We start from the raw sequence: 20,360 nt of genomic DNA, 5'->3' as shown, positions 1-20,360 counted from the left end.
ATCCGAACGCAATTTGCCGCAAAAGCCGGGAATTGAGCGCCGGTATGCTGCGTTTGCAATGAGATTGGTCGGTGTGTTTCTTCACCGGCAATGACACGCATGTCATCGTGCGATGGGGAGCTAAAACAAAGAGTTGCCGCCAACAGGAGCCTGACCATGCCAAGAATAATTCCGGTGCTCGATCTCGACCGCCTGGAGCAGGGTCCATCCGAACTTCGAACTTTCTTGTTTGATCTACGCACCGCCGCCCGCGATGTCGGGTTCTTCTATCTGAGCGGCCACGGCATCACCCAGCCGGAGATCGACGCGGTGCTGGGCGCTGCGCGCGGCTTCTTTGCCTTGCCGGAAGCCGACAAGCTCGCCATCGAAATGGTGAAGTCGCCGCAGTTCCGCGGCTATACGCGCGCCGGCGGCGAACTGACCAGGGGCAAGGCCGACTGGCGCGAGCAGCTCGACATCGGCGTCGAACGCGCGACCATTGCGCAAGGGCCGGGCGTACCGGCCTGGACGCGGCTGCAGGGCCCGAACCAGTGGCCGGCCGCGCTCCCCGATCTGAAGCCGGCGTTGCTTGCCTGGCAGACCAAGGCGACCGATGTGGCGATCAGGCTGCTCAAGGCCTTCGCGCTGTCGCTCGACCAGCCGGAGGGCGCCTTCGATGCCATCTATCGCGGCGAGCCGAACCACCGCATGAAGATCGTGCGTTATCCCGGCCGCGACACGACCGGCGACGACCAGGGCGTCGGCGCGCATAAGGATGGCGGCTTCCTCACCCTTCTGCTGCAGGACGAGAACAAGGGGTTGCAGGTCGAGTATGACGGCAGCTGGGTCGATGTCGACCCGATCCCGCGAACGCTGGTCGTCAACATCGGCGAACTGCTTGAACTCGCCTCGAACGGCTATCTCAGGGCAACCGTGCACCGCGTCGTCACCCCGCCCGCCGGCGTCGAGCGGATTTCGGTGCCGTTCTTCTTCAGCGCCCGGCTCGACGCGACTATCCCGCTGCTCGGCCTGCCGGAGGAGCTGGCGGCCGAGGCGCGCGGCCCGGCCAGCGACCCTGACAACCCGCTGTTTCGCAACGTCGGAACCAATGTGCTGAAAAGCCGGCTGAGGTCACATCCCGACGTAGCGCGGCGCCATTATACGGACCTGTTGGAAAAAGCATCGGCCGCCGGCTGACGACTTCACAATGATTAAGCGAGATTTTTTCGCGATCTCGGTATTTTTTGGAATTTCGTTCGTGGAAAATACGCCGCCGAGACCCCAAATAGGCAGCATCGCTCGGTGTTTTCCTCCCATTGCGCCGGGCGATGTTCCCCTCTGAAGGTTATGACCTTCATGCTTGGCCGGGCTGCTTTCGCGCCCGGCCTTTTTCTTTCAAATGCTTTAGAGATGCCTTGATCAGGCGAAGGCGATACTGATCGCGCCAAAGTGGCCTAGAGCATGTCTCCCGAAAGTGGGAACCGGTTTCGGGATAAAGACATGCGTAAAAACCAAAGACCTAAAGCGCATGGAGCGAATCCGAAGGATCGCGACGCGCTTTAGCTCGTCAGCTTCGGCAATCCCGCCGCCAGCGCGTCGATGGCCAGCCGCACCTTCAACGGCAGATGCGGCATCTGGAGCCAGAGTGCGTGGCAATCGTAGAGATAGTCCGGCTTGTCAGGCAGCACGCGGATGAGCTTGCCTGCTTCGACACGCTCACGCACCAGCCAGTATGGCAGCCAGGCCAGCCCCATGCCTTCGCTCGCCGCGTCGGCGATGGCATCGAGATCGTCGAGACGCAATCGACCGACCGGCGCGAACTCTGCGACGGAACCGTCATCGCGCGGGAAGAGCCATGGCTGCAACACATGGCCGAGCCGCCGGTAGACGATCGCCTGATGGGCGGCGATATCCTCAAGATCGGTGGGCTTGCCGAAGGTCTCGATGTAGGACGGCGAAGCGCAGACGACCATGCGCTGGCGCGCGACTCGGCGCCCGATGATGCCAGCCCGATCATCCAGCGCGCCGGTACGGATCGCAAGGTCGAAACCGTCCTCGACGAGATCGGCGAAGCGGTCGCTGAGCGACAGGTCCAGCTCCAGCGTTGGATGGCGCCGCGCGAGCGCGAGCAGGATCGGCGTGACGCAGTGCCGGCCGAAATGCGCCGGCATCGTCACCCGCAGTTTTCCGCGCGGCTCGGACAATTGGTCGGCCGCCAGCGCATCGGCCGCCTGCGCTTCCGCCAGCACGATCCTGCAGCGCTCATAATAGGCGCGCCCGAAATCGGTCAGGCTCTGCCGGCGCGTGGTGCGGTTGATGAGGCGTGCGCCGAGCCGCTCCTCAAGGAAGCGGACATGCTTGCCGACCATCGGCCCCGAAAGGTCAAGAGCCGCCGCGGCGGCCGTGAACGAGCCGAGGTCGATGGCTTTCACGAACACTTCCATGCTTTCGAGGCGATCCATTGAAAACCTGCCGTTTCGACTGTTCTGCCTGAGCAGCGATTTATCGGCTCTCCACGCCCTTGCATAGTTCCATTCCATCGATTGGATTTGGAGTTGCATGGATGGCAAGGATTGTTCGCTTTCACAGTCACGGCGGTCCCGAGGTGCTTCGCATCGAGGAAACAGAGGTTCCGTCGCCAGGTCCTGGCGAGGTGCGGATCCGCGTCAGGGCATTGGGCCTGAACCGCGCCGAAGCCTCGATGCGCAACGGCACTTACATCGAAACGCCGTCGCTGCCGTCAGGCCTCGGCCTCGAAGCGGCGGGTATTGTCGAGGCGGTCGGCGCCGATGTGGAGGGCCTCGCGACTGGCGATGCGGTCAGCATCATCCCGCCGCGATCGATGGCGCGCTGGCCTGCCTATGGCGAGCTTGTGACCTTTCCGGCCGAGTTCGTCGTCAAGCATCCGCCGTCGCTTTCGTTCGAGGCCGCCGCGGCGACATGGATGCAATATCTCACCGCTTATGGCGCGCTGATCGATATCGCCCATCTGTGCCGTGACGAGCCCGTCGTCATCACCGCCGCTTCGAGCAGCGTCGGGCTCGCCGCCATCCAGATCGCCAATGGAATTGGCGCCGTGCCGATCGCCGTCACTCGGACATCGACCAAGAAGGCGGCTTTGCTCGATGCCGGCGCCGCGCATGTGGTGGCGTTGGCTGAGGACGATCTCGAGGCGCGGCTGAGAGCGATCGCGCCGCAAGGCGTGCGGGTCGTGCTCGACCCGGTCGGCGGCCCGATCTTCCCGCCTCTTGCGGCCGCGATGGCGCACGGCGGCATTCTCATCGAATATGGCGGCCTCAGCCCTGAGCCGACGCCGTTCCCGCTGTTCGAGGTCCTGGCGAAGACGTTGACCCTGCGCGGCTACCTTGTCCACGAGATCACCGGCGATCCCGGCCGGCTGGAAACAGCCAAGCGCTTCATCCTCGATGGCCTCGCATCGGGCGCGCTGAGGCCGATCATCGCCAGGACGTTTCCGTTCGAGGCGATCGCCGAGGCGCACCGCTTTCTCGAGGCGGGCGAACAGTTCGGCAAGATCGTCGTGACTGTGTGAGGGCCTGAAAGGATCGGCGCCCGATCGAGCGGCGCGCCCGATCGATCATGCCGCTCGAATTACGGAGACCGTCGCTAGCCGCGCTTTTCGATAACCGCGTAGAGCACGTTGCGGTTCTCGCCATAGAACACCTGCGCGTCGACGGTGTTGCGGTCGACGCTGGCATTGATGATGTTCCACATGTCGGCTTCCGAGCGCAGTAGCAGCACCCAGTCCATGAATGTCTCGCGATAGCCGGCGTCGGGAGTGCCTTCGGCATAGTTGGCGAACAGGAACCTGCCGTTCGGCTTCAGCATCTGCAGGCACGTCTTCGTCAGCTTAACCGCGACGTTGTGCTGAAGATAGTCGTAAAGGCCCGAAGCATAGATCAGGTCGAACTTGCCGAGCTTGTGTCCTCTGGTGAGCACGGTTCGCACCGAGCCGTCCACGGCCTCGATCGCGGTGCCCTGGAAATCGCGCGCGATCAGACCGACGCTCTGCGGATCCTGGTCGAGCGCGACCCACCGCTTCAGCCTGCCCTCGGCAAGCGCGGTCGAGCGGTTGGCCTCGCGCAGATGGCCGGCCGCGATCGCCAGCACCTCGGTGTCCGGGGCGTTCATTGCGGCGGTCTCGTCGACATAGCGGGTCAACAGGTCGCGCCGTTCCCGGGCCGCGACGCATGATGGTACGTTCTGGGTGTGGCTGTAGAGCGCTTTGCCGATCTCCGAGGCGTTTGCCACGTCCTCGGCCACATGCGGGTCGCAGTAGATGTAGTCGAGCAGCTGCGCGTCGCCGGAATAGCCTCTGGGCTTGGTGAAGGACCAGTGCGTAAGCGGATCCTGGAGGAAATATTGCAGGATCGCATGGTTCTGCGCCACCGGTATCAAGGCCTGCCAGACATCGGGATGGACCCTGGAACGCAGTGCATTGAGCACTGACAGCAGCCGGCGAACGATCTCGGCGGGATCCTTCCGCAGCTCGATCTGCTGCTGCGTCGTCAACAGGATGAGCGCCAGCTCCGCGCGCGCCGCTTCGAACGCCTCGCCGTGGCGCTCAGGCTTCCCTCGATGCAGACCGGCCGCAATTGTCTTGGCAGTAATCAGGCTTTTGCCATCAAAAACGGTCTGCACTGGATACTCCGTGGTTAACAGTCATTTAACTTATTGCGTAGAATGTCGGATTTGCCAACGGTGGTCGTTAGCATTTTAATGATATGATTAATTTCCCGCTAACCATCTCGCTTCATTAGATATTTTGCGGGTCGGAATTCGGGTTCGAGTTAACGCAAACTTGTCTCCCGCCGTGGCATTTTATTGCTCGGCAAACCGTTGTTTCCCTAGGAGCGGGCCCGCGTGGGGGCAGGAGCGAGAAAAGAGTTCGAAAGGCAAAAACCCTTTGAGCAGGGGGTCATTGCGGACGAACGCGTCGCGTCCAGATTGGCCGATATGGCGCATGTCGAGCCCTACGAGCCGCGTCCCGGCCCGGGGCCGAACGAGCTGCGCGTCCTTTATCGCGAGGAATCGCAGGCGAAGCGGCGGCGGGAAGCCAGGCCCGGGCTTTGGATGGCCGTCGCCATCTATGTGCTGTTCTCGGCGACGGATCTGCTGCTGATACCGGATGTGGCGCTCTACACGATCACGGCGCGCTTCGCCGTCGGCCTGACCGCGCTGCTGACGCTGGAGGGCCAGCTTCGCCGCGGCGTTGCCACGCAATGGCTCGACTTGACCTGCGCGGCCGCAATCATCTTTGGCTATATCGGCTGGCTGTGGCCTACATCCTGGGGAGCCGACCGGGAAACCGTCGCCTACTACATGGTGTTCGGCACGATCTTCATGATGAGCGCCAACCTCTTTTTCACATTCAGCTTCAAGGTTTCGATCATCACGTCGACCATAATCCTGTGCATTCTGTACGTGGTGAATTATTTTGTGCCTGCTTCGCTGACGTACAAAATGGTGTTCGGAACCTTCTACGTCTCGTGCTTCACTTTCACCTCCTATGTGAACTGGAAGCTGAACGAGGAGCGCTACAACGTCTTCCTCAACGCGCTCGAAGCCAAGATCCAGCACAAGGAGGCGACGGAGCGCGGCAAGGCCTTGCTGAGACTATCGCGGACGGATCCGCTGACGGGCCTGGAGAACCGCCGCGCGATCGACGAGAAGCTGCGCGAATACTGGAGCGACTGGCAAAAGCTCGGCAACCGTTTCGCGGCGATCCTCATCGACGTGGATTTCTTCAAGAAGTTCAACGACTGCTATGGCCACCAGGAGGGCGACCGTTGCCTGATCCATGTCGCCAACGCGCTGGGCGAGCTGGTCACGCGACACAACGGCTCGATCGGGCGCTATGGCGGCGAGGAATTCATCGTGCTCGCCCGCATGAACGACAAGCAACAGGTCGCCGATCTCTCGGAAGCCATTTGCCGCACGGTGGAGGATCTGGCGCTGACGCACGAGCTGCGGCGCGACGGCACCTCGATCGTGACGGTGAGCGTCGGCGCCGCCTTCACCAGGACGCAGGCCGGCGCCAAGTTGGAGAAGATCATCCACGAGGCCGATCGCGCGCTGTACCTGGCGAAAGCCGGCGGCCGCAATTGCGCGCGCCTGTTCGACCCGACCGATCCGCAGAGCAGCGACGAGAGTGAGAACATCGCGGCCTTGCTCAAGATCGCAATCGACAGGAATCTCGTCTCCCTGGTCTATCAGCCGATCCAGGAAATAGCCTCGGGCCGGGTCGAGGCCGTCGAGGCGCTGATGCGCCTCAAGATGCTCGACGGCATACTGGTTCCGCCGAGCCTGTTCATTCCGGTGGCCGAACGCACCGGCGCCATCCTGGAGCTCGGCCGCTGGGCGATAAGGACGGTGTGCACCGACGTCCTTGCGCATGACGACGTCCGCGTGGTCAGTGTCAACGTGTCGCCGATCCAGCTCAAGACGCCCGGCTTCGCGACGTCCGTCGCCGGCATCCTCGGCGAAACCGGCGTGGCCGGCAGCAGGCTTGCCTTCGAGATCACCGAGGGGCGCGAGTTGGAGATGGACTCCGACATCCTGCGCTGCATCAGCGACCTGAAGCTCCTGGGCATCAAGATCTGGCTCGACGATTTCGGCACGGGCTTCGCCGGCCTGTCATGGCTGCGCCTGATCGATTTCGACACGGTCAAGATCGACCGCTCGTTCCTGCATGACTGCGGCACGCCCAAGGGCATGGCCATGCTCCAGGACATCATCGCGCTGGTCCGCAACCGCGGCCACAAGATCCTGGTCGAAGGCGTGGAGACCGACGAGCAAATGGCCCTGATGCGCGAATTCGGCATCGACAAGGTCCAGGGCTACCACGTCGGCCGCCCGATGCCCGCCGCAAGCTTCCAGGCAAAGCAGCAGGTGCGGAAGCGCCCGTTCACGGTGCTGAAGTCGGCATGATACGGCATTCGAATCGAAACTGCAGGTAAAGGCATTTCCGAGATCGAGTCTGAGGCGCGGACTGGGGAGCAGTTCCTACTTGCTGCCCGCCAGCCGTCCTGTCCCGAACAGTTCGGCAAGGTGGTGGTCGTGGTTTGAGGCGCGCTTACCTGTTTGCAGGCTGCGGCCCCGCTCAGCAAAAGGGTTAATAGGCCGCGGCCGAGCCGGGTATAGCCTGAAGGCGCTCGATGTCCTGACGGGGCGGGGCGCCGAACAGGCGCCGATATTCGCGACTGAACTGGGACGGGCTGTCGTAGCCGACCGCGAAACCGGCGGTGCCGGCGTTGGCCCCGTCGGCCAGCATCAGCCTTCGCGCTTCCTGCAGGCGTAGCTGCTTTTGATACTCGAGCGGGGTCATACGTGTGATCGCCTTGAAGTGGGCGTGAAGCGACGACGCGCTCATGCCTGAGGCGGCGGCAATCTCGTCGATCCGCAACTGCGTGTGGAAGCCGGTGCGTATCGTGGCGATGGCGCGGCTCACCTGGTTCAGGTGGCTGTCGACGGTTCCCATTTGGCGAAGCGTTGCGCCGTGCGGACCGGTGAGCAGACGGTAGAGGATTTCGCGCTCCACGAGCGGGGCCAGGACATCGATGGTTTCGGGGCGATCGAGCAGCTTCACCAATCGGCATGCGGCATCGATCAGGTCAGGATCGCTTGGATAGACGGCAAGCACGGGCAAGTCCTTCTCGGAAGAAACCCGCTGCTCGGTCACAAGCAGGTCGGCAAGTGCCGCGGGGTCGAAGTCGATCTTGCAGCAAAGATATGGCGCGGCCGGACTGGCCTCGAGAACATGGCCGACCAGAGGCAGGTCGACCGAAACAAGAAGATAGCTCGATGCATCATAGACCACGCTCTGGCCGGCCAGCGAGACGCGCTTCGACCCTTGGGCGATTATGCAAAGCGAAGCTTCATAGACGGCCGGCACCGGCGCGCTGGGATGGTCGGCGCGAATGAGCGACAGCCGGGGCACAGCGGTGCCGGACATGTCGGAAACCGGTGCGAACCGCGAGATCAGCTGAGCCAGGTCGGCAATTTTGTTCATGCCGCATAAATCTGCATCGCGCGCAATGTTGCAAGGCTTGGTCGGCTTATTTGGAGGATCGTGCAAACTCTTTGGACGATCACGCTACCGCTCTCCGCCTTCGCGCCACCATTTTTCGACCCGTCACCGCAAGCGAAAAGGAAACGATCATGACGGGACTGAAAGACAAGGTTGTATTGATCACCGGCGCCTCGAGCGGCATCGGCGAAGCCACGGTTCGCGAGCTCGCCTCGGCGGGCGCCAGGCTGTTTATCGGCGCCCGACGCGGCGCGCGTCTGAAGGCGCTGGCCGAGGAAATCGGTGAACGCGTCGCCTGGCGCGAGCTCGACGTAGCGAAGGCCGAGAGCTTCGATGCGTTCGCCGATGCCGCGCACGCCGAATTTGGACGGATCGATGCGCTGGTCAACAATGCCGGCGTTATGCCGCTGTCGCCGCTTGCCGCGCTGAAGCGCGATGAGTGGGCGCGCATGATCAACGTCAACATCTTCGGCGTGCTGAACGGGATCGCGTCGGTGCTGCCGCGCTTCGTCGCGCAGAAGAACGGGCACGTAGTCAACGTGGCGTCCGTCGGCGCGCATCTCGTGCTGCCCACCGCAGCGGTCTACTGCGGCACCAAATATGCGGTATGGGCGATCACCGAAGGCCTGCGCCAGGAGCATGACGATATCCGCGCCACGATCATCTCGCCCGGCGTGACCGCGACCGAACTGGGCGACGACATCAGCGATCCCCAGGTGGCCGCGGCTTTGAAGGAGTGGCGGCAGAAATCACTGACGCCGGACGCCATCGCCCGCGCGATCCGCTTCGCCCTCGAACAGCCCGACGGCGTCGACGTCAACGAAGTGATCGTGCGCCCGACGGCAGCAAATATGTAGACGTTCGTCTGCCAAGATGCCGGTTGTCAGTGAATGACGGGCAGGCCGGCCTGAACGCCGGCCTGCTCCAGCCCTTGAGGTCAAGCAGCCTTGACCTTCAGCTCTTCCTCGCCGCGCACCATCCGGGTCACGCCGGCGAAGTCGAGCTTGCCGGAACCGAGCACCGGCACTTTCGGCACGACGCGCACCTCGGCCGGCACCATCAGGTCCATGGCGCCGTGCGCCTTGGCAAAGGCGAGGAAGTCCGCGCGGGTCGCGCCGGAAGCTTCCGTGATCAGGATGAGCTTCTCGCCCTTGCGCGCGTCCGGCACCGTCGCGACGGCCGCCGGCGAACCTTTCCAGAGCTCGCCGGCCAGCGCCTCGACCGCGGCCAGCGAGATCATCTCGCCGCCGATCTTGGCGAAGCGCTTGGCGCGGCCGCGGATCGAGATGAAGCCCGCGTCGTCGACGGTGACGACATCGCCGGTGTCGTGCCAGCCGTCCTTCACCGGCTCGATCACGCCGGGGTTTTCGGCGCGCAGATAGCCGGCCATGACGTTCGGGCCGCGCACGAAGAGCCGGCCGCCCTCGTCGACGCCGGGCACCGGGTCCAGGCGATACTCCATGCCGGGCATGATTTTTCCGACGCTGCCCGACTTGTTGTACATCGGCGTGTTGATGGCGATCACCGGGGCTGCTTCCGTCACGCCGTAGCCCTCGAGAATGCGCAGGCCGAACTTCTCCATATAGGTGGTGCGCGTCGCGGCCTTGACCGGCTCGGCGCCGGCGAAGCAATAGCGCACCGAGCGGAAATCGTAGGGGTGCGCGGTGCGCGCATAGCCGGCGAGGAACGTATCGGTGCCGAAGATGATCGTCGCGTTCGACCCGTAGATCAGTTCCGGCACGATGCGGTAGTGCAGCGGCGAGGGGTAGAAATAGACCGGCACGCCCGAGATCAAGGGCAGCACCGTTCCCGCCGTCATGCCGAAGGAATGGAAGATCGGCAGCACGTTGAACACTTTGTCGCCCGAGTGGAAGTCGATGCGCGAGGCCGCCTGGGCGGCGTTGGCCAGGATGTTGCGGTGGGTCAGCACCACGCCCTTTGGCGTGCCCTCCGAGCCCGAGGTGAACAGGATCGCGGCCGGATCGTCCGCCTTGCGCGCCACCCGCGGCGTCGTCTTGCGCAACAGGCCGAGCAGCTTGTCCTTCAGGCCGATCGTGGCGCGCAGGTCGTCGAGCCAGACGATGTCGACCGAGCGGCCGATCTCCTCTATCACTGGCCCGAGCTTGGCCTGCTCGACGAAGGCACGGGAGGTGAGCACGGTCTTCACCTCGGCCGCCTTGCAGGCCGATAGGATGTTGGCCGCACCCGCGGTGAAGTTGATCATCGCCGGCACCTTGCCGGCCGACATGACGCCGAGCAGCGTCGCGCATGAGCCGTTGGCGTTGGGCAGCATGATGCCCAGCGTCTCTTGTCCCGCATAGAGATGCTCGAACTTCTCGCCGAGCACCGCGGCGGCGGTGAGCAGCTTGCCGTAGCTCAGCGAGCCGGTGACCGGATCCTGCACGGCGAGTTCCTTCATGCCGCGCTCATGGGCCGTCTCGATGATCTTCTGAAGCACTGTCTTGTCGATATTCTGGGTGCGGAAGACGAGGTCCGACATCACCTGGTAGAGCGCGGAGCCAGCCGCGGCCCGGCGCTGGCGCCCCTTCAACTCCTGGGGGACTTCGAGCTTCACCGGCTCCAGGATGGTCACCTTGACCTTCGGGAACAGGCGATGCCGCACATGCTGCGAGGTCAGCCGCGAGAAGTAGCTCTTCTCCAGGCCCTCGATGCGCACCGGCACCACCATCGAGCCGGTCTTGTCGGCGACCATGGCGGCGCCGTCATAGACCTTCATCAGGCCGCCGGTGACGGTGATGCGGCCCTCCGGGAAGATGACCAGCGGATCGCCGCCCTGCACGATCTTGATCAGCGTGCGGGTCGACATCGGCTTCGCCGGATTGAGCGGCAGCGCGCGGGCGAGCTTCATGAAGGGCTTCATCCACCAGGCCTGGGCGATCGTGTAGTCGATGGCGAAGACCGGCTCCTCGTCGGTCAGCGTCAGCGCCAGCGGACCGTCGAGGAAGCTGACATGGTTGAGCGCCAGGATCGGCGCCTTGCCGGCCGCCTTGAGATTGTCCAGCCCCTCGACCTCCAGCCGCAGGAAGGCGCGGAACAGGATCGAGACGAAATCGCGGAAGGGATTGGTCGGCAGGAATTTCAGCATCAGCCAGGCGGCAATCGCGTTGGCGACGACGAGGCCGAACAGGATGCCCGCGATCGAGACGCCTGCCGCCTGGATCGCGGCGACAAGGATGCCGCCGACCGTCATGAAGCCGGCATTGACGATGCTGACCGCGGCAACGACTCGGGCGCGGCGCGCCTCCGGCGACCAGGCCTGCACGGCGGCGAAGGTCGGCACGACGAGGAAGGCGGCGGCAATGGCCATGCCGGCGAGGTCGATGGCCACACGGATGGTGTTGGGGCCGGCGAAGAAGGTGGCAAGCGTCTCGGCCTGGGGCGAGGGCTGCATGCTGCCGATGGTCCAGGCCAGGTGCAGCCCGAACAGCGCCATCAGCGCGGTGCCGACCGGCGCGGGCAAAAGCACCATGCGGCCTTGCGACATCCAGGCTGCGATAGCCGATCCGATGGCAATCGAGACGGCGAACACCGCGAGATAGGCGGTGACGGCGATCTCATTGCCGCCGAGTGAATCCTTGATCATCGCCGGCAGGATCGAGAGCACGATGGCGCCGACCAGCCAGAACCAGGAGGTCATCAGGCCGGCGCGCCAGATGCGCGTATCGGTGCGCAGGTCGGCGACCTGCCGCCAGGTCGAGCGCAAGATGTTCCAGTCGATGGTGAGGTTGGGAGCAGCCGAACCGGTGGACGGGATGTAGCGGCTGACGAACCAGCAGCCGGCGGCCAAGGCCATCATGATCGGCCCGAACACCGCAACGCCGATGCCGTCGGCTGAAACGACGCCGCCGGCAATCGTGCCGCCGAGGATCGCGGCGAAAGTGGCCGACTCGATCCAGGCATTGGCCTTTGGCAGTTCCTTGCGCTCGAGATGGTCCGGCAGGATGCCGTATTTGATCGGCCCGAACAGCGCCGAGATGATGCCGAACATCAAGAGCGCCGTCATCAGCACCGGGATCGATGACAGCGCGATGCCGACGACGGCGACGGCGGCCGCGGCGATCTCGGTGAATTTCAGCCGCCGCGCGATCAGCGCCTTGTCGAAGCGGTCTGCGATCTCGCCGCCAAGCGCCGAAAGCAAGAGGAAGGGCGCCATGAAGACAGCGCCGGCCAGCGTCACCAGGGACGCGGCCTGATCCTTCGCCAGCGTGAACAGAATGAGGAACACCAGCGTGTTCTTCAGGAAATTGTCGTTGAAGGCCGAGAGGAATTGCGTCCAGAAGAGAGGCGCGAAGCGCCGCGACATCATCAGATGGGTGTTCATGGCAATTTCCATTGGGCAAGTCTGGCTGGCAATCCGATTGGACTGAGCGGACACTTGCGCGGTTTGAGCCTCGTTGTATCAGGAAGAGGTTAAACTTCGTTACTGCGGTTCAATCCGATCCATTTGTTTCTTGGTCTTGGCGCATGGAATCTGTCGTCCATGATCGGCTTCCAGGCCTTCCAGCCACTCGACTGCTTGCGGGCTTGGTTGTCTGCGAGCATCGATATGATCCTTTCGTTTCAGCATTAGGCCGGATCGGAGACGGCCTGTTTCAGGCCGGATACAATCCAATGAACATTGTTCATAATCGCAGCATAGCACATCTTGAACGACGTTCAAGAGCAAAATGAACAGCGTTCACGGATCGAACTGTTGAATGACGACATGCTGGATGCGAGCTTCGCGCGACCGGGCCTTCAGGAGAACAACGGAACGTTAGACAAGCTCTCGATTTTCCGGCGAATGGAGCTACACCAGCCGGCCGCAAACGGCTATCAATCGTCGCGAAGTCATGCTTCGGGGTGGTGAGAGGCGCGCGGCTTGCAGCTGGATTTGAAAACAGTCGAGGCTTTGGCCCCCGATCAGGCCTCGCTTGGCGCAGCCGCCAAGCTGACCAAGCGATCGAACTGGCCCAGGCTTGAAGCGCATGAACAGCTGCCGCTGATCTGGGGCGAATGCCAGGGCTCGGGCTCCAACCCCTACCGGGTCGCGTTCGACACCTCCGACCACGGCTACAAATGCACCTGCCCGTCGCGGAAATTTCCGTGCAAGCACATTCTGGCGCTGGCCTGGATCGGCGCCACGGCACCCGACAGCTTCACCCGCGTCGACCAGACGCCCGATTGGGTGAACGACTGGCTCGGCCGGCGCCGCAAGCCAGGGCAGCCGCCAACCCAAGCGCCAGCTCGCGCGGAAGGCAAAAGCATAGACGAAGCATCGCGGCCGGAAGAGGCACCTCCTGTTGAGGACGCCGCTGCGGCCGAACGCCGCGAGGCGGCGCAGCGTAGGCGGGCGGAGGACACGCGCAGCGCGGTCTCGGCCGCGCTCGACGAGCTCGACCAGTGGATCGCCGACCAGTTGCGGCTCGGCCTGGCCGGCTTTGTCGATGCCTCGAGCGAGCGCTGCCGCCGCATCGCCGCACGGCTGGTCGACCTGAAGGCGACGGCGCTCGCCGGGCGCATTGACGAATTGCCCGCGAAGCTGATGGCGCTGCGCGGCGAGGAGCGGCCGGACGCCGCGATCCGCGAGCTGGGCAAGCTGGTGCTGCTTGCCAAGGCCTGGCGCGCGGCACCCGATGATGCCGAGCTGAAACGCCTGGTCTCGGCATCGGAGACGCGCGACCAGATCCTCGCCAACCCCGATGCCGTTCAGGTCGAGAGCGACTGGGAGGTGCTTGGCGAAAAGATCGAGACCCGCCGCGACGGCCTCGTCAGTCACGCGACCTGGCTGCTCGACCTGAAAAGCACGACGCCGCGATTTGCGGTGCTGCTCGATTTCTTCCCGGCTTCCGCCGGACGGCGCTCCGGCGCCTTCGCGGCGGGCGACCGCTTCAGAGCGAGGCTGGTGTTCTATCCGTCGCGCAATCCGCTGCGGGCGCTGGTCGCCGAACGGCTGGGCGACGTGGCGCCCGGCGCGTGGCCGACATTCGTCCCGGATGCAGCCGGCGATCCGCTGGCCGCCTACGCCGCCTTCCAGGACGGCGCCCCATGGCTGTCGGACTGCCCCATCATCCTGCCCGCCGGCGCGATCGCGTTGGACGAAAAGGACGGCGCCTGGTGGCAGGCGGCAAACGATCCGCACGGCATCGCCTTGCCTGTCGCCGGGTCCGTCCACCAGACCTTGCTCGGCATCGATCTCGCGGCGACGGCGGCGCTCTGGAATGGCGCCAGGCTCGAGCTGCTGGCCTCGCAAAGCAGCATCGGGAGGCTCGATCTGTCATGAACGAACTCGACCAAGCAGGGCTGGCGCGGTTGCGCGACGGCTGGATTTCCGGCGGCGCCATGTTCGAATTCGCCCCGGTCGAGTGGAAAGAGGTAGCCACCGCTTTCAGCCCGGACGAGCAGGAGCGGCGGCTGTTGGCCATCGCCGGGCAGGCACTGGATGTCGCGCTCCGCCCCGCGGCGCCGAAGAGCTTGAAGCGGCGCCCGCCGCTGCCGGTGCTGGCCTTGCCGATGCTGCCTGAACGCCTGCGGCCGTTGCTGCGTGCCGCATTGAAATATGCGGCCGATGCAAGGCTCAAGACCCGCGTGGCCACGCTCGTCGCCAGCCGTGGCTTCGTCACCCATCCGATGGACTGGATGCCGGCTGCGTCGGATCAGAATGGTCCGGAGGTCTACGCTCCCTGGGTCGACTGGCAGGCGGGCGCGGATGGCGAAAAACAGCTCCGCCGCGAGCATCTGACGGCGGAAACCTGGGATGATTTCTATCCCGCCGCGCGCCGTAGCGCACTGATCGATTTGCGGCGCTCCGCACCCGCCTTGGCGCGGGCCCTTATCGAGACCAAGGGAGCGAGCGAGCCCGCCGAGGTCAGGCTTGCGCTCATCGAACTCATGCGCTTCGGCCTTGGTGCCGATGATGTGCCATTTCTGAAGAGCCTGTCCGCCGATCGCTCAGGAAAGGTGCGCGAAATGGCCGGCCGACTCCTGGCAAGACTGGGAGAACGTAGCATCACTGAAGGCCAAACCGAAGATCCGGCGATCGAGCTATCCGCTTTCATCGAGGAAGGCAAATCCGGTTTCATCCGCCGCCGCTCCACCTACGCGCCGATAAAACCCAAGTCACAGGCGCAGCAAGCACGTCGCGCCGACTTGTTCGCCACCTGTTACTTCGGCGATCTCGTCGGCCACTTCGGCAAGACGGAGAGCGATTTCATCGGCGCATGGCAGTTTGGTGTCGATGACGGCGCCGATCTCTTTCTGGTTCGAATGGTCGCGGCGTCCGGCGGCGACGCGGCGGTGGCCTCTCTGGCGGATCTGCTTGCCGCAGCCGGCGGCAGGCTGGCGATTCTCGGCCTCCAACTCACGGCGCGTTTGGACAGCGGCAGGAAGCGTGTCCTGATTAGGCAGATCCTGAACGACGCGCAAAATCTGGCCGCGCTCAACATGGTCGAAGGCGCTGAGGCAGGCTGGCTGGAGTGGGGCGACCTTGCAAAGGGCAAGACGCTTTCCGCGTTGCGATCCGCCGTCTCGGGCGACAACGACGTCGTGAAACGAAACGCCGAGCAGTATCTCGAAGCCATAGGCTTTCTGGCCAGTCCGGCGACGGCCGAAAAATTGATCAGCGAGGTCGTCGCCGCCGGGCTGCCGCCTGCATCCCCATCGCTTAGCCTGTTGCGCCTCAACGCGGCGCTGGGCGGAAATCCAACCAGATGATCAACCCGGAGAAGATCGCATGAACGCAGCCATCCGCCTTCCGGCCGAACAGGTCTACGCCGCCGAACTGCAGGCGCTGGCGCGCGGCGACGACCGGCAAAAGCCTGCCGGCTGGAGCCTGTCGCCGAAAGCCGTGCTCACCTATCTGATGGGCGGCAAGGCGAGCGACGGCACGGTGATTTCGCCGAAATATGTCGGCCGCCGGCAATTGATGGAAACGGCGGTCGCCACGCTCGCGACCGACCGCGCGCTGCTTCTGCTCGGCGTTCCCGGAACGGCAAAATCCTGGGTCTCGGAACATCTCGCCGGCGCCATCATGGGCAACTCGACGCTGGTCGTGCAATGCACTGCCGGCACCGACGAGAACCAGATCCGCTATGGCTGGAACTATGCCCAGCTCCTGGCAAAAGGGCCGAGCCAGGAAGCGCTGGTGCCGACGCCGCTCTATCGCGCCATGCAGGACGGCAAGCTCTGCCGGCTGGAAGAGCTGACGCGCATGGGCTCCGACGTGCAGGACACGCTGATCACCGTGCTGTCGGAAAAGATGATGCCGGTGCCGGAGCTGAACACCTCGATCTATGCCCAGCGTGGCTTCAACATCATCGCCACCGCCAACAACCGCGACAAAGGCGTCAACGAGTTCTCCTCGGCGCTGAAGCGCCGCTTCAACGTCGTGGTGTTGCCTTTGCCGGACGATATGGCGGAGGAAGTCTCGATCGTCTCCCGTCGCGTCGGCGAGATGGCCGGCGGGCTGGAGCTGCCGGTGCCGAAGAATGTCGGCGAGGAGATTGCGCGAGTGCTCACCATTTTCCGCGAGCTGCGCTCGGGCGCAACCGCCGACGGCAAGGTGACGCTGAAGACGCCGTCGGGCTCGCTCTCCACCGCCGAGGCGATCGCCACCATGGTCAGCGGGCTCAGCCAGGCGGCATGGTTCGATGACGGCAAGCTGCATGCCGAAGGCCTGGCGCCGAGCCTGGTCGGCGCCATCGTCAAGGACCCGGTGCAGGACAAGGTGGTGCTGGAGGAATATCTGGAGACGGTGCTGAAGAAGCGGCCGGACTATGCCGGCTATTATGCGGCGCTCAACGCGGCCATCTGAACCATGACCCAAGGCGGCATCAGCTATTTCGGCATCCGCCACCACGGCCCGGGCTCCGCCGGGAGCTTGGTCAAGGCGTTGCAGGAATTGCAGCCGGTCGCCGTGCTGATTGAGGGGCCGGTGGATGCCTCGCCGCTGCTGCCGCTGCTCGCCAGCCCCGACATGAAGCCGCCGGTGGCGCTGCTCTGCTATCCGGAGGATGATCCCGCCGCGACCAGCTTCTGGCCTTTCGCTGAATTCTCGCCGGAATACCAGGCAGCACTTTGGGCCGTCGCCAACAAGGCGGCGCTGCGCTTCATCGACCTGCCGTCGGCCGCGCGGCTTGCGGAGAAGGCGGCTGAAGCGGCAGCGGACACCGAAGCAGCCGAGGCGGAGGCCAAGGACGAGCAGGGCGAAGAACCCACGCGCGTCCAGGATCCGATTGGCACCCTGGCGCGTGCCGCCGGCTACGAGGACGGCGAGAGCTGGTGGTCGGACATCATCGAGCAGAATCCCGAGCCCGGCCCGATCTTCGCGGCCATCGCCGACGCGATGACGACGCTGCGCGACGGCGAGGGTTCGATCGGCAGGTTAGAGGCTATGCGCGAGGCACATATGCGCCTCGAGATCGCCGCAGCGCGGAAGGAATTCGACGGCCCCATGGCCGTGGTTTGCGGCGCCTGGCATGTGCCGGCCCTTCAAGCAGGGCATACGCAGAAGAGCGACCAGGCGCTGCTCAAGGGCATCGGCCGGCGCAAGACCACGATGACCTATGCGCCGTGGACCGGACCGCGCCTGGCGCTGGGCTATGGTTATGGCGCCGGCGTCGTAGCGCCGGGCTGGTGCAAGCATCTGTGGCAGACACGTGGGCAGGACGACGCCTCGGTCCTGTGGTTGGCGCGGATCGCCTCGGTGCTGCGGGCGAAGGGCCACATGATCTCCACCGCATCGCTGATCGAGGCGGAGCGCCTGGCGCGCGCGCTTGCCGCCATCCGCGAACGGCCGAAGCCGGGCTTCGAGGAGCTTCGCGATGCCTCGGTCTCGGCGCTCTTCAACGGCGAGGCCCTGCTGTGGAAGATGGTCGAGGCCGAGCTGCTGCTCGGCGCCGATGTCGGCGAGATCCCGCCCGACACGCCGCTCGCGCCGCTGATCGACGATCTGCAGCGCAACCAGAAGGCTGCAAGGCTGAAGCCAGAGGCACTGGAGCGGGAACTTTCCGTCGACCTGCGCAGCGAGAGCGGTCTCTTCCGCTCGACATTGCTGCACCGGCTGAACGTGCTTGGCGTCGACTGGGGCAGGCTGACCGATGTCGGCCGCAGCCGCGGCACGTTTCGCGAGCGTTGGATGCTCGCCTGGCAGCCGGAATATGCCGTCCGCCTTGTCGAGAACCTGGTCTACGGCCCGACCATCGAGAAGGCCGCCAATGGCAGGCTCATCCAGATGATCGGCGCCGCCGCGACGCTCGATGCTTTGGCTACGCTGGTGCAGAGTGCGATCACCGCCGCCCTGAGCGAGGCGTCCGCCGCCGGTCTTGCAGCGCTCGAGGAAAAGGCGGCGCACAGCAGCGAGTGCCTGGAGTTGTTGGCCTCGGTGCCGCCGCTTGCCGACATCATCCGCTACGGCGAAGCGCGCAAGACCGAGAGCGAGCGACTCGCCGGCCTGCTGGAGCGGCTGATCATCGAAGGCTCCATCGCGCTGCCTTACGCGGCGCGCGATCTCGACGCGCAGGCCGCGGCCGCGCTGATGCGAGCGCTGCGCAAGGCCGATGAGGCGATCAAGCTGGTCGAGCCGGACGAGCATGTCCTCGAAGCCTGGCGCAACGGGCTGGCGGCCGTGCTGGATTCGTCACGCTCCACGGCGCTGGTTGCCGGCTGCGCCGCGCATCTGCTCTACGACGCTGGGCGGCTCTCAGCCGACGAGACCGCCGATCTCCTGGCAAGGCGCCTGTCGCCAGGAACGCCCGTGATTGATGCCGCCGCCTTCTTCGAAGGTTTCTTCAGCGGCGCCGGCCAGCGGCTGATCTATGACGAGGGCCTGCGCGGCGCCGTCGATGCCTGGCTGGCCTCGCTCGACGAGGAGGCTTTCGTGGCGCATCTTCCGCTGCTGCGCCGCGTCTTCTCCAATCTCGACAGCATGGAGCGTCGTCGCCTCATCGAGGCCGTGCTTGGCAAGAGAGCGAGCCTGCCGGCCGGGCTGATCCCGGCGCCGGATAGTGGCGCGGCATGGAACAGGCATTTTGGCCTTCTCGCAAAGCTGCTGGCAGGGGAGGCCAATCATGGCTGACGAAACGACCGGGCGGGATCTCGAAGCGGCAACGGACAATCGCGAGCGTCGCTGGCGGCTGGCGATCGGGGCCGACGACGAGACATCGTCGGCGCTGTCGGCCGAGGACCGAAAACTGTCGGCGGCGCTCGATGCGCTTTATGGCGACGGCAGCGGCGACACCGCCGGCGATCCGCGCAAGCGGCGCGGCGGGCTCGGCCGCTCGGCACCCCGCGTCGCGCAATGGATGGGCGACATCCGCTCCTTCTTCCCCGAGCAGGTCGTCCAGGTCGTGCAGAAGGACGCCTTCGAGCGGCTGAACCTGAAGCAGATGCTGATGGAGCCCGAGTTCCTCAAGGCGATCGAGGCCGACGTCAATCTCGTCGCCGACCTCGTCTCGCTGCGCTCGGCGATGCCGGACAAGACCAAGGACATCGCCAGGTCGATCATTTCCGACATCGTCGCCAAGCTGATGCAGCGCCTGGAGCAGAAGACCGCGGAGGCGATCCGCGGCGCGCTCGATAAGTCGCGGCGCACCAACCGGCCGCGCCAGCGCGATATCGACTGGCCGCGCACGATCACGGCGAACCTTCGCCACTACCAGCCGGACCATAAGACCGTGGTTCCGGAAAAGCTGGTCGGCTTCATGCGTCGTCAGCGCCGATTGGTCGACCTCGACGAGGTGACGCTCTGCGTCGACCAGTCCGGCTCGATGGCAAGCTCGGTCATCTATGCCTCGATCTTCGCCGCCGTGATGGCCTCGCTGCCGGTGGTGCGGACGAAACTCGTCTGCTTCGACACGGCGATCGTCGATCTGACCGAAGAACTCAGCGATCCGGTCGAGGTGCTGTTCGGCGTCCAGCTCGGCGGCGGCACCGACATCAACCAGGCGGTCGCCTATTGCGCCGAGCGCATCGAACGGCCGACCAAGGCGCATTTCGTCCTGATCACCGATCTCTACGAGGGCGGCAACGGCAAGGAGCTCCTGCAAAGGCTGGCAGCACTTGTCCGGTCGGGCGTCAACGTCGTCGTGCTCTTGGCGCTCACCAATCAGGGCCGTCCCGGCTACGATCCGTCGATGGCCGGGTCGGTCGCCGCGATCGGCATCCCGGTCTTCGCCTGTACGCCCGACCATTTCCCCGACATGATGGCGGCGGCGCTGCGTCGCGAGGATATCGGCGCCTGGGCGGCGGGCGCGGACATCAAGCTCGTCCGTGCCGACGCGGAGACGCCGAACGCCGCCGAATAGCGCTCGGCGGCGTTCGCTATGACCTTTTCCGC

The 20,360-nt window shown here is 64.8% G+C and carries 14 protein-coding genes; 10 read left to right on the top strand and 4 right to left on the bottom strand.

Features of this window, described 5'->3' with window-relative positions:
- Positions 1 to 156 precede the first annotated feature (156 nt).
- The gene (locus EJ072_RS04275; RefSeq protein WP_126078708.1) at positions 157 to 1,176 is read left to right on the top strand and encodes an isopenicillin N synthase family oxygenase; all 1,020 of its coding nucleotides are present in this window, start codon (positions 157 to 159) and stop codon (positions 1,174 to 1,176) included.
- 362 nt (positions 1,177 to 1,538) lie between these two features.
- Here the strand turns inward: EJ072_RS04275 and EJ072_RS04270 are convergent, their stop codons facing one another.
- Positions 1,539 to 2,441, bottom strand: a complete 903-nt coding sequence (locus EJ072_RS04270) for a LysR family transcriptional regulator (protein WP_126078707.1) — start codon at positions 2,439 to 2,441, stop codon at positions 1,539 to 1,541.
- A 101-nt stretch (positions 2,442 to 2,542) separates the two neighbouring features.
- On the opposite strand from EJ072_RS04270, the gene EJ072_RS04265 reads away from it, so the two are divergent.
- On the top strand, positions 2,543 to 3,529 hold the full coding sequence (locus EJ072_RS04265; protein WP_126078706.1) for a zinc-dependent alcohol dehydrogenase family protein: 987 nt from the start codon (positions 2,543 to 2,545) through the stop codon (positions 3,527 to 3,529).
- 74 nt (positions 3,530 to 3,603) lie between these two features.
- Here EJ072_RS04265 and EJ072_RS04260 read toward each other — a convergent pair whose 3' ends face one another.
- Positions 3,604 to 4,638 carry a class I SAM-dependent methyltransferase gene (locus EJ072_RS04260; RefSeq protein ID WP_126078705.1) on the bottom strand — a complete coding sequence of 345 codons (1,035 nt, stop codon included), beginning with the start codon at positions 4,636 to 4,638 and terminating at the stop codon, positions 3,604 to 3,606.
- Positions 4,639 to 4,953: 315 nt separating this feature from the next.
- Here EJ072_RS04260 and EJ072_RS04255 point away from each other — a divergent pair, with 315 nt between their 5' ends.
- On the top strand, positions 4,954 to 6,927 hold the full coding sequence (locus tag EJ072_RS04255) for an EAL domain-containing protein (protein WP_126078704.1): 1,974 nt from the start codon (positions 4,954 to 4,956) through the stop codon (positions 6,925 to 6,927).
- 184 nt (positions 6,928 to 7,111) lie between these two features.
- Here EJ072_RS04255 and EJ072_RS04250 read toward each other — a convergent pair whose 3' ends face one another.
- The gene (locus EJ072_RS04250) at positions 7,112 to 8,008 is read right to left on the bottom strand and encodes an AraC family transcriptional regulator (protein ID WP_126078703.1); all 897 of its coding nucleotides are present in this window, start codon (positions 8,006 to 8,008) and stop codon (positions 7,112 to 7,114) included.
- Positions 8,009 to 8,157: 149 nt separating this feature from the next.
- On the opposite strand from EJ072_RS04250, the gene EJ072_RS04245 reads away from it, so the two are divergent.
- Positions 8,158 to 8,883 carry an SDR family oxidoreductase gene (locus EJ072_RS04245; protein ID WP_126078702.1) on the top strand — a complete coding sequence of 242 codons (726 nt, stop codon included), beginning with the start codon at positions 8,158 to 8,160 and terminating at the stop codon, positions 8,881 to 8,883.
- Between the two features lie 80 nt (positions 8,884 to 8,963).
- Here the strand turns inward: EJ072_RS04245 and EJ072_RS04240 are convergent, their stop codons facing one another.
- Entirely contained in the window at positions 8,964 to 12,368 is a 3,405-nt protein-coding gene (locus tag EJ072_RS04240) for an acyl-[ACP]--phospholipid O-acyltransferase (RefSeq protein ID WP_126078701.1), read from the bottom strand.
- A 324-nt stretch (positions 12,369 to 12,692) separates the two neighbouring features.
- On the opposite strand from EJ072_RS04240, the gene EJ072_RS04235 reads away from it, so the two are divergent.
- The 6 genes from EJ072_RS04235 to EJ072_RS04210 are packed head-to-tail and all read left to right on the top strand — an operon-like array spanning position 12,693 to position 20,328.
- Positions 12,693 to 12,896 (top strand): hypothetical protein, encoded by a 204-nt coding sequence (locus EJ072_RS04235; RefSeq protein WP_126078700.1) that lies wholly within the window; start codon positions 12,693 to 12,695, stop codon positions 12,894 to 12,896.
- Positions 12,897 to 12,908: 12 nt separating this feature from the next.
- Positions 12,909 to 14,309 carry an SWIM zinc finger family protein gene (locus EJ072_RS04230; protein WP_126078699.1) on the top strand — a complete coding sequence of 467 codons (1,401 nt, stop codon included), beginning with the start codon at positions 12,909 to 12,911 and terminating at the stop codon, positions 14,307 to 14,309.
- Positions 14,306 to 15,739 (top strand): DUF5691 domain-containing protein, encoded by a 1,434-nt coding sequence (locus tag EJ072_RS04225; RefSeq protein WP_126078698.1) that lies wholly within the window; start codon positions 14,306 to 14,308, stop codon positions 15,737 to 15,739. Before EJ072_RS04230 ends, EJ072_RS04225 begins: the two co-directional genes overlap by 4 nt.
- Before the next feature lie 19 nt (positions 15,740 to 15,758).
- Positions 15,759 to 16,838: an AAA family ATPase gene (locus EJ072_RS04220; protein WP_126078697.1), complete on the top strand. Its 1,080-nt coding sequence runs from the start codon at positions 15,759 to 15,761 to the stop codon at positions 16,836 to 16,838.
- Between the two features lie 3 nt (positions 16,839 to 16,841).
- Positions 16,842 to 19,100, top strand: a complete 2,259-nt coding sequence (locus tag EJ072_RS04215) for a DUF5682 family protein (RefSeq protein ID WP_126078696.1) — start codon at positions 16,842 to 16,844, stop codon at positions 19,098 to 19,100.
- Positions 19,093 to 20,328 (top strand): VWA domain-containing protein, encoded by a 1,236-nt coding sequence (locus tag EJ072_RS04210; RefSeq protein ID WP_126078695.1) that lies wholly within the window; start codon positions 19,093 to 19,095, stop codon positions 20,326 to 20,328. Before EJ072_RS04215 ends, EJ072_RS04210 begins: the two co-directional genes overlap by 8 nt.
- Positions 20,329 to 20,360 lie beyond the last annotated feature (32 nt).

The sequence above is a fragment of the Mesorhizobium sp. M2A.F.Ca.ET.046.03.2.1 genome, assembly GCF_003952425.1.
GTDB lineage: Bacteria > Pseudomonadota > Alphaproteobacteria > Rhizobiales > Rhizobiaceae > Mesorhizobium.
Note: the sequence above shows the minus strand (reverse complement) of the source record. Positions and strands in the feature narration are given on the sequence as shown.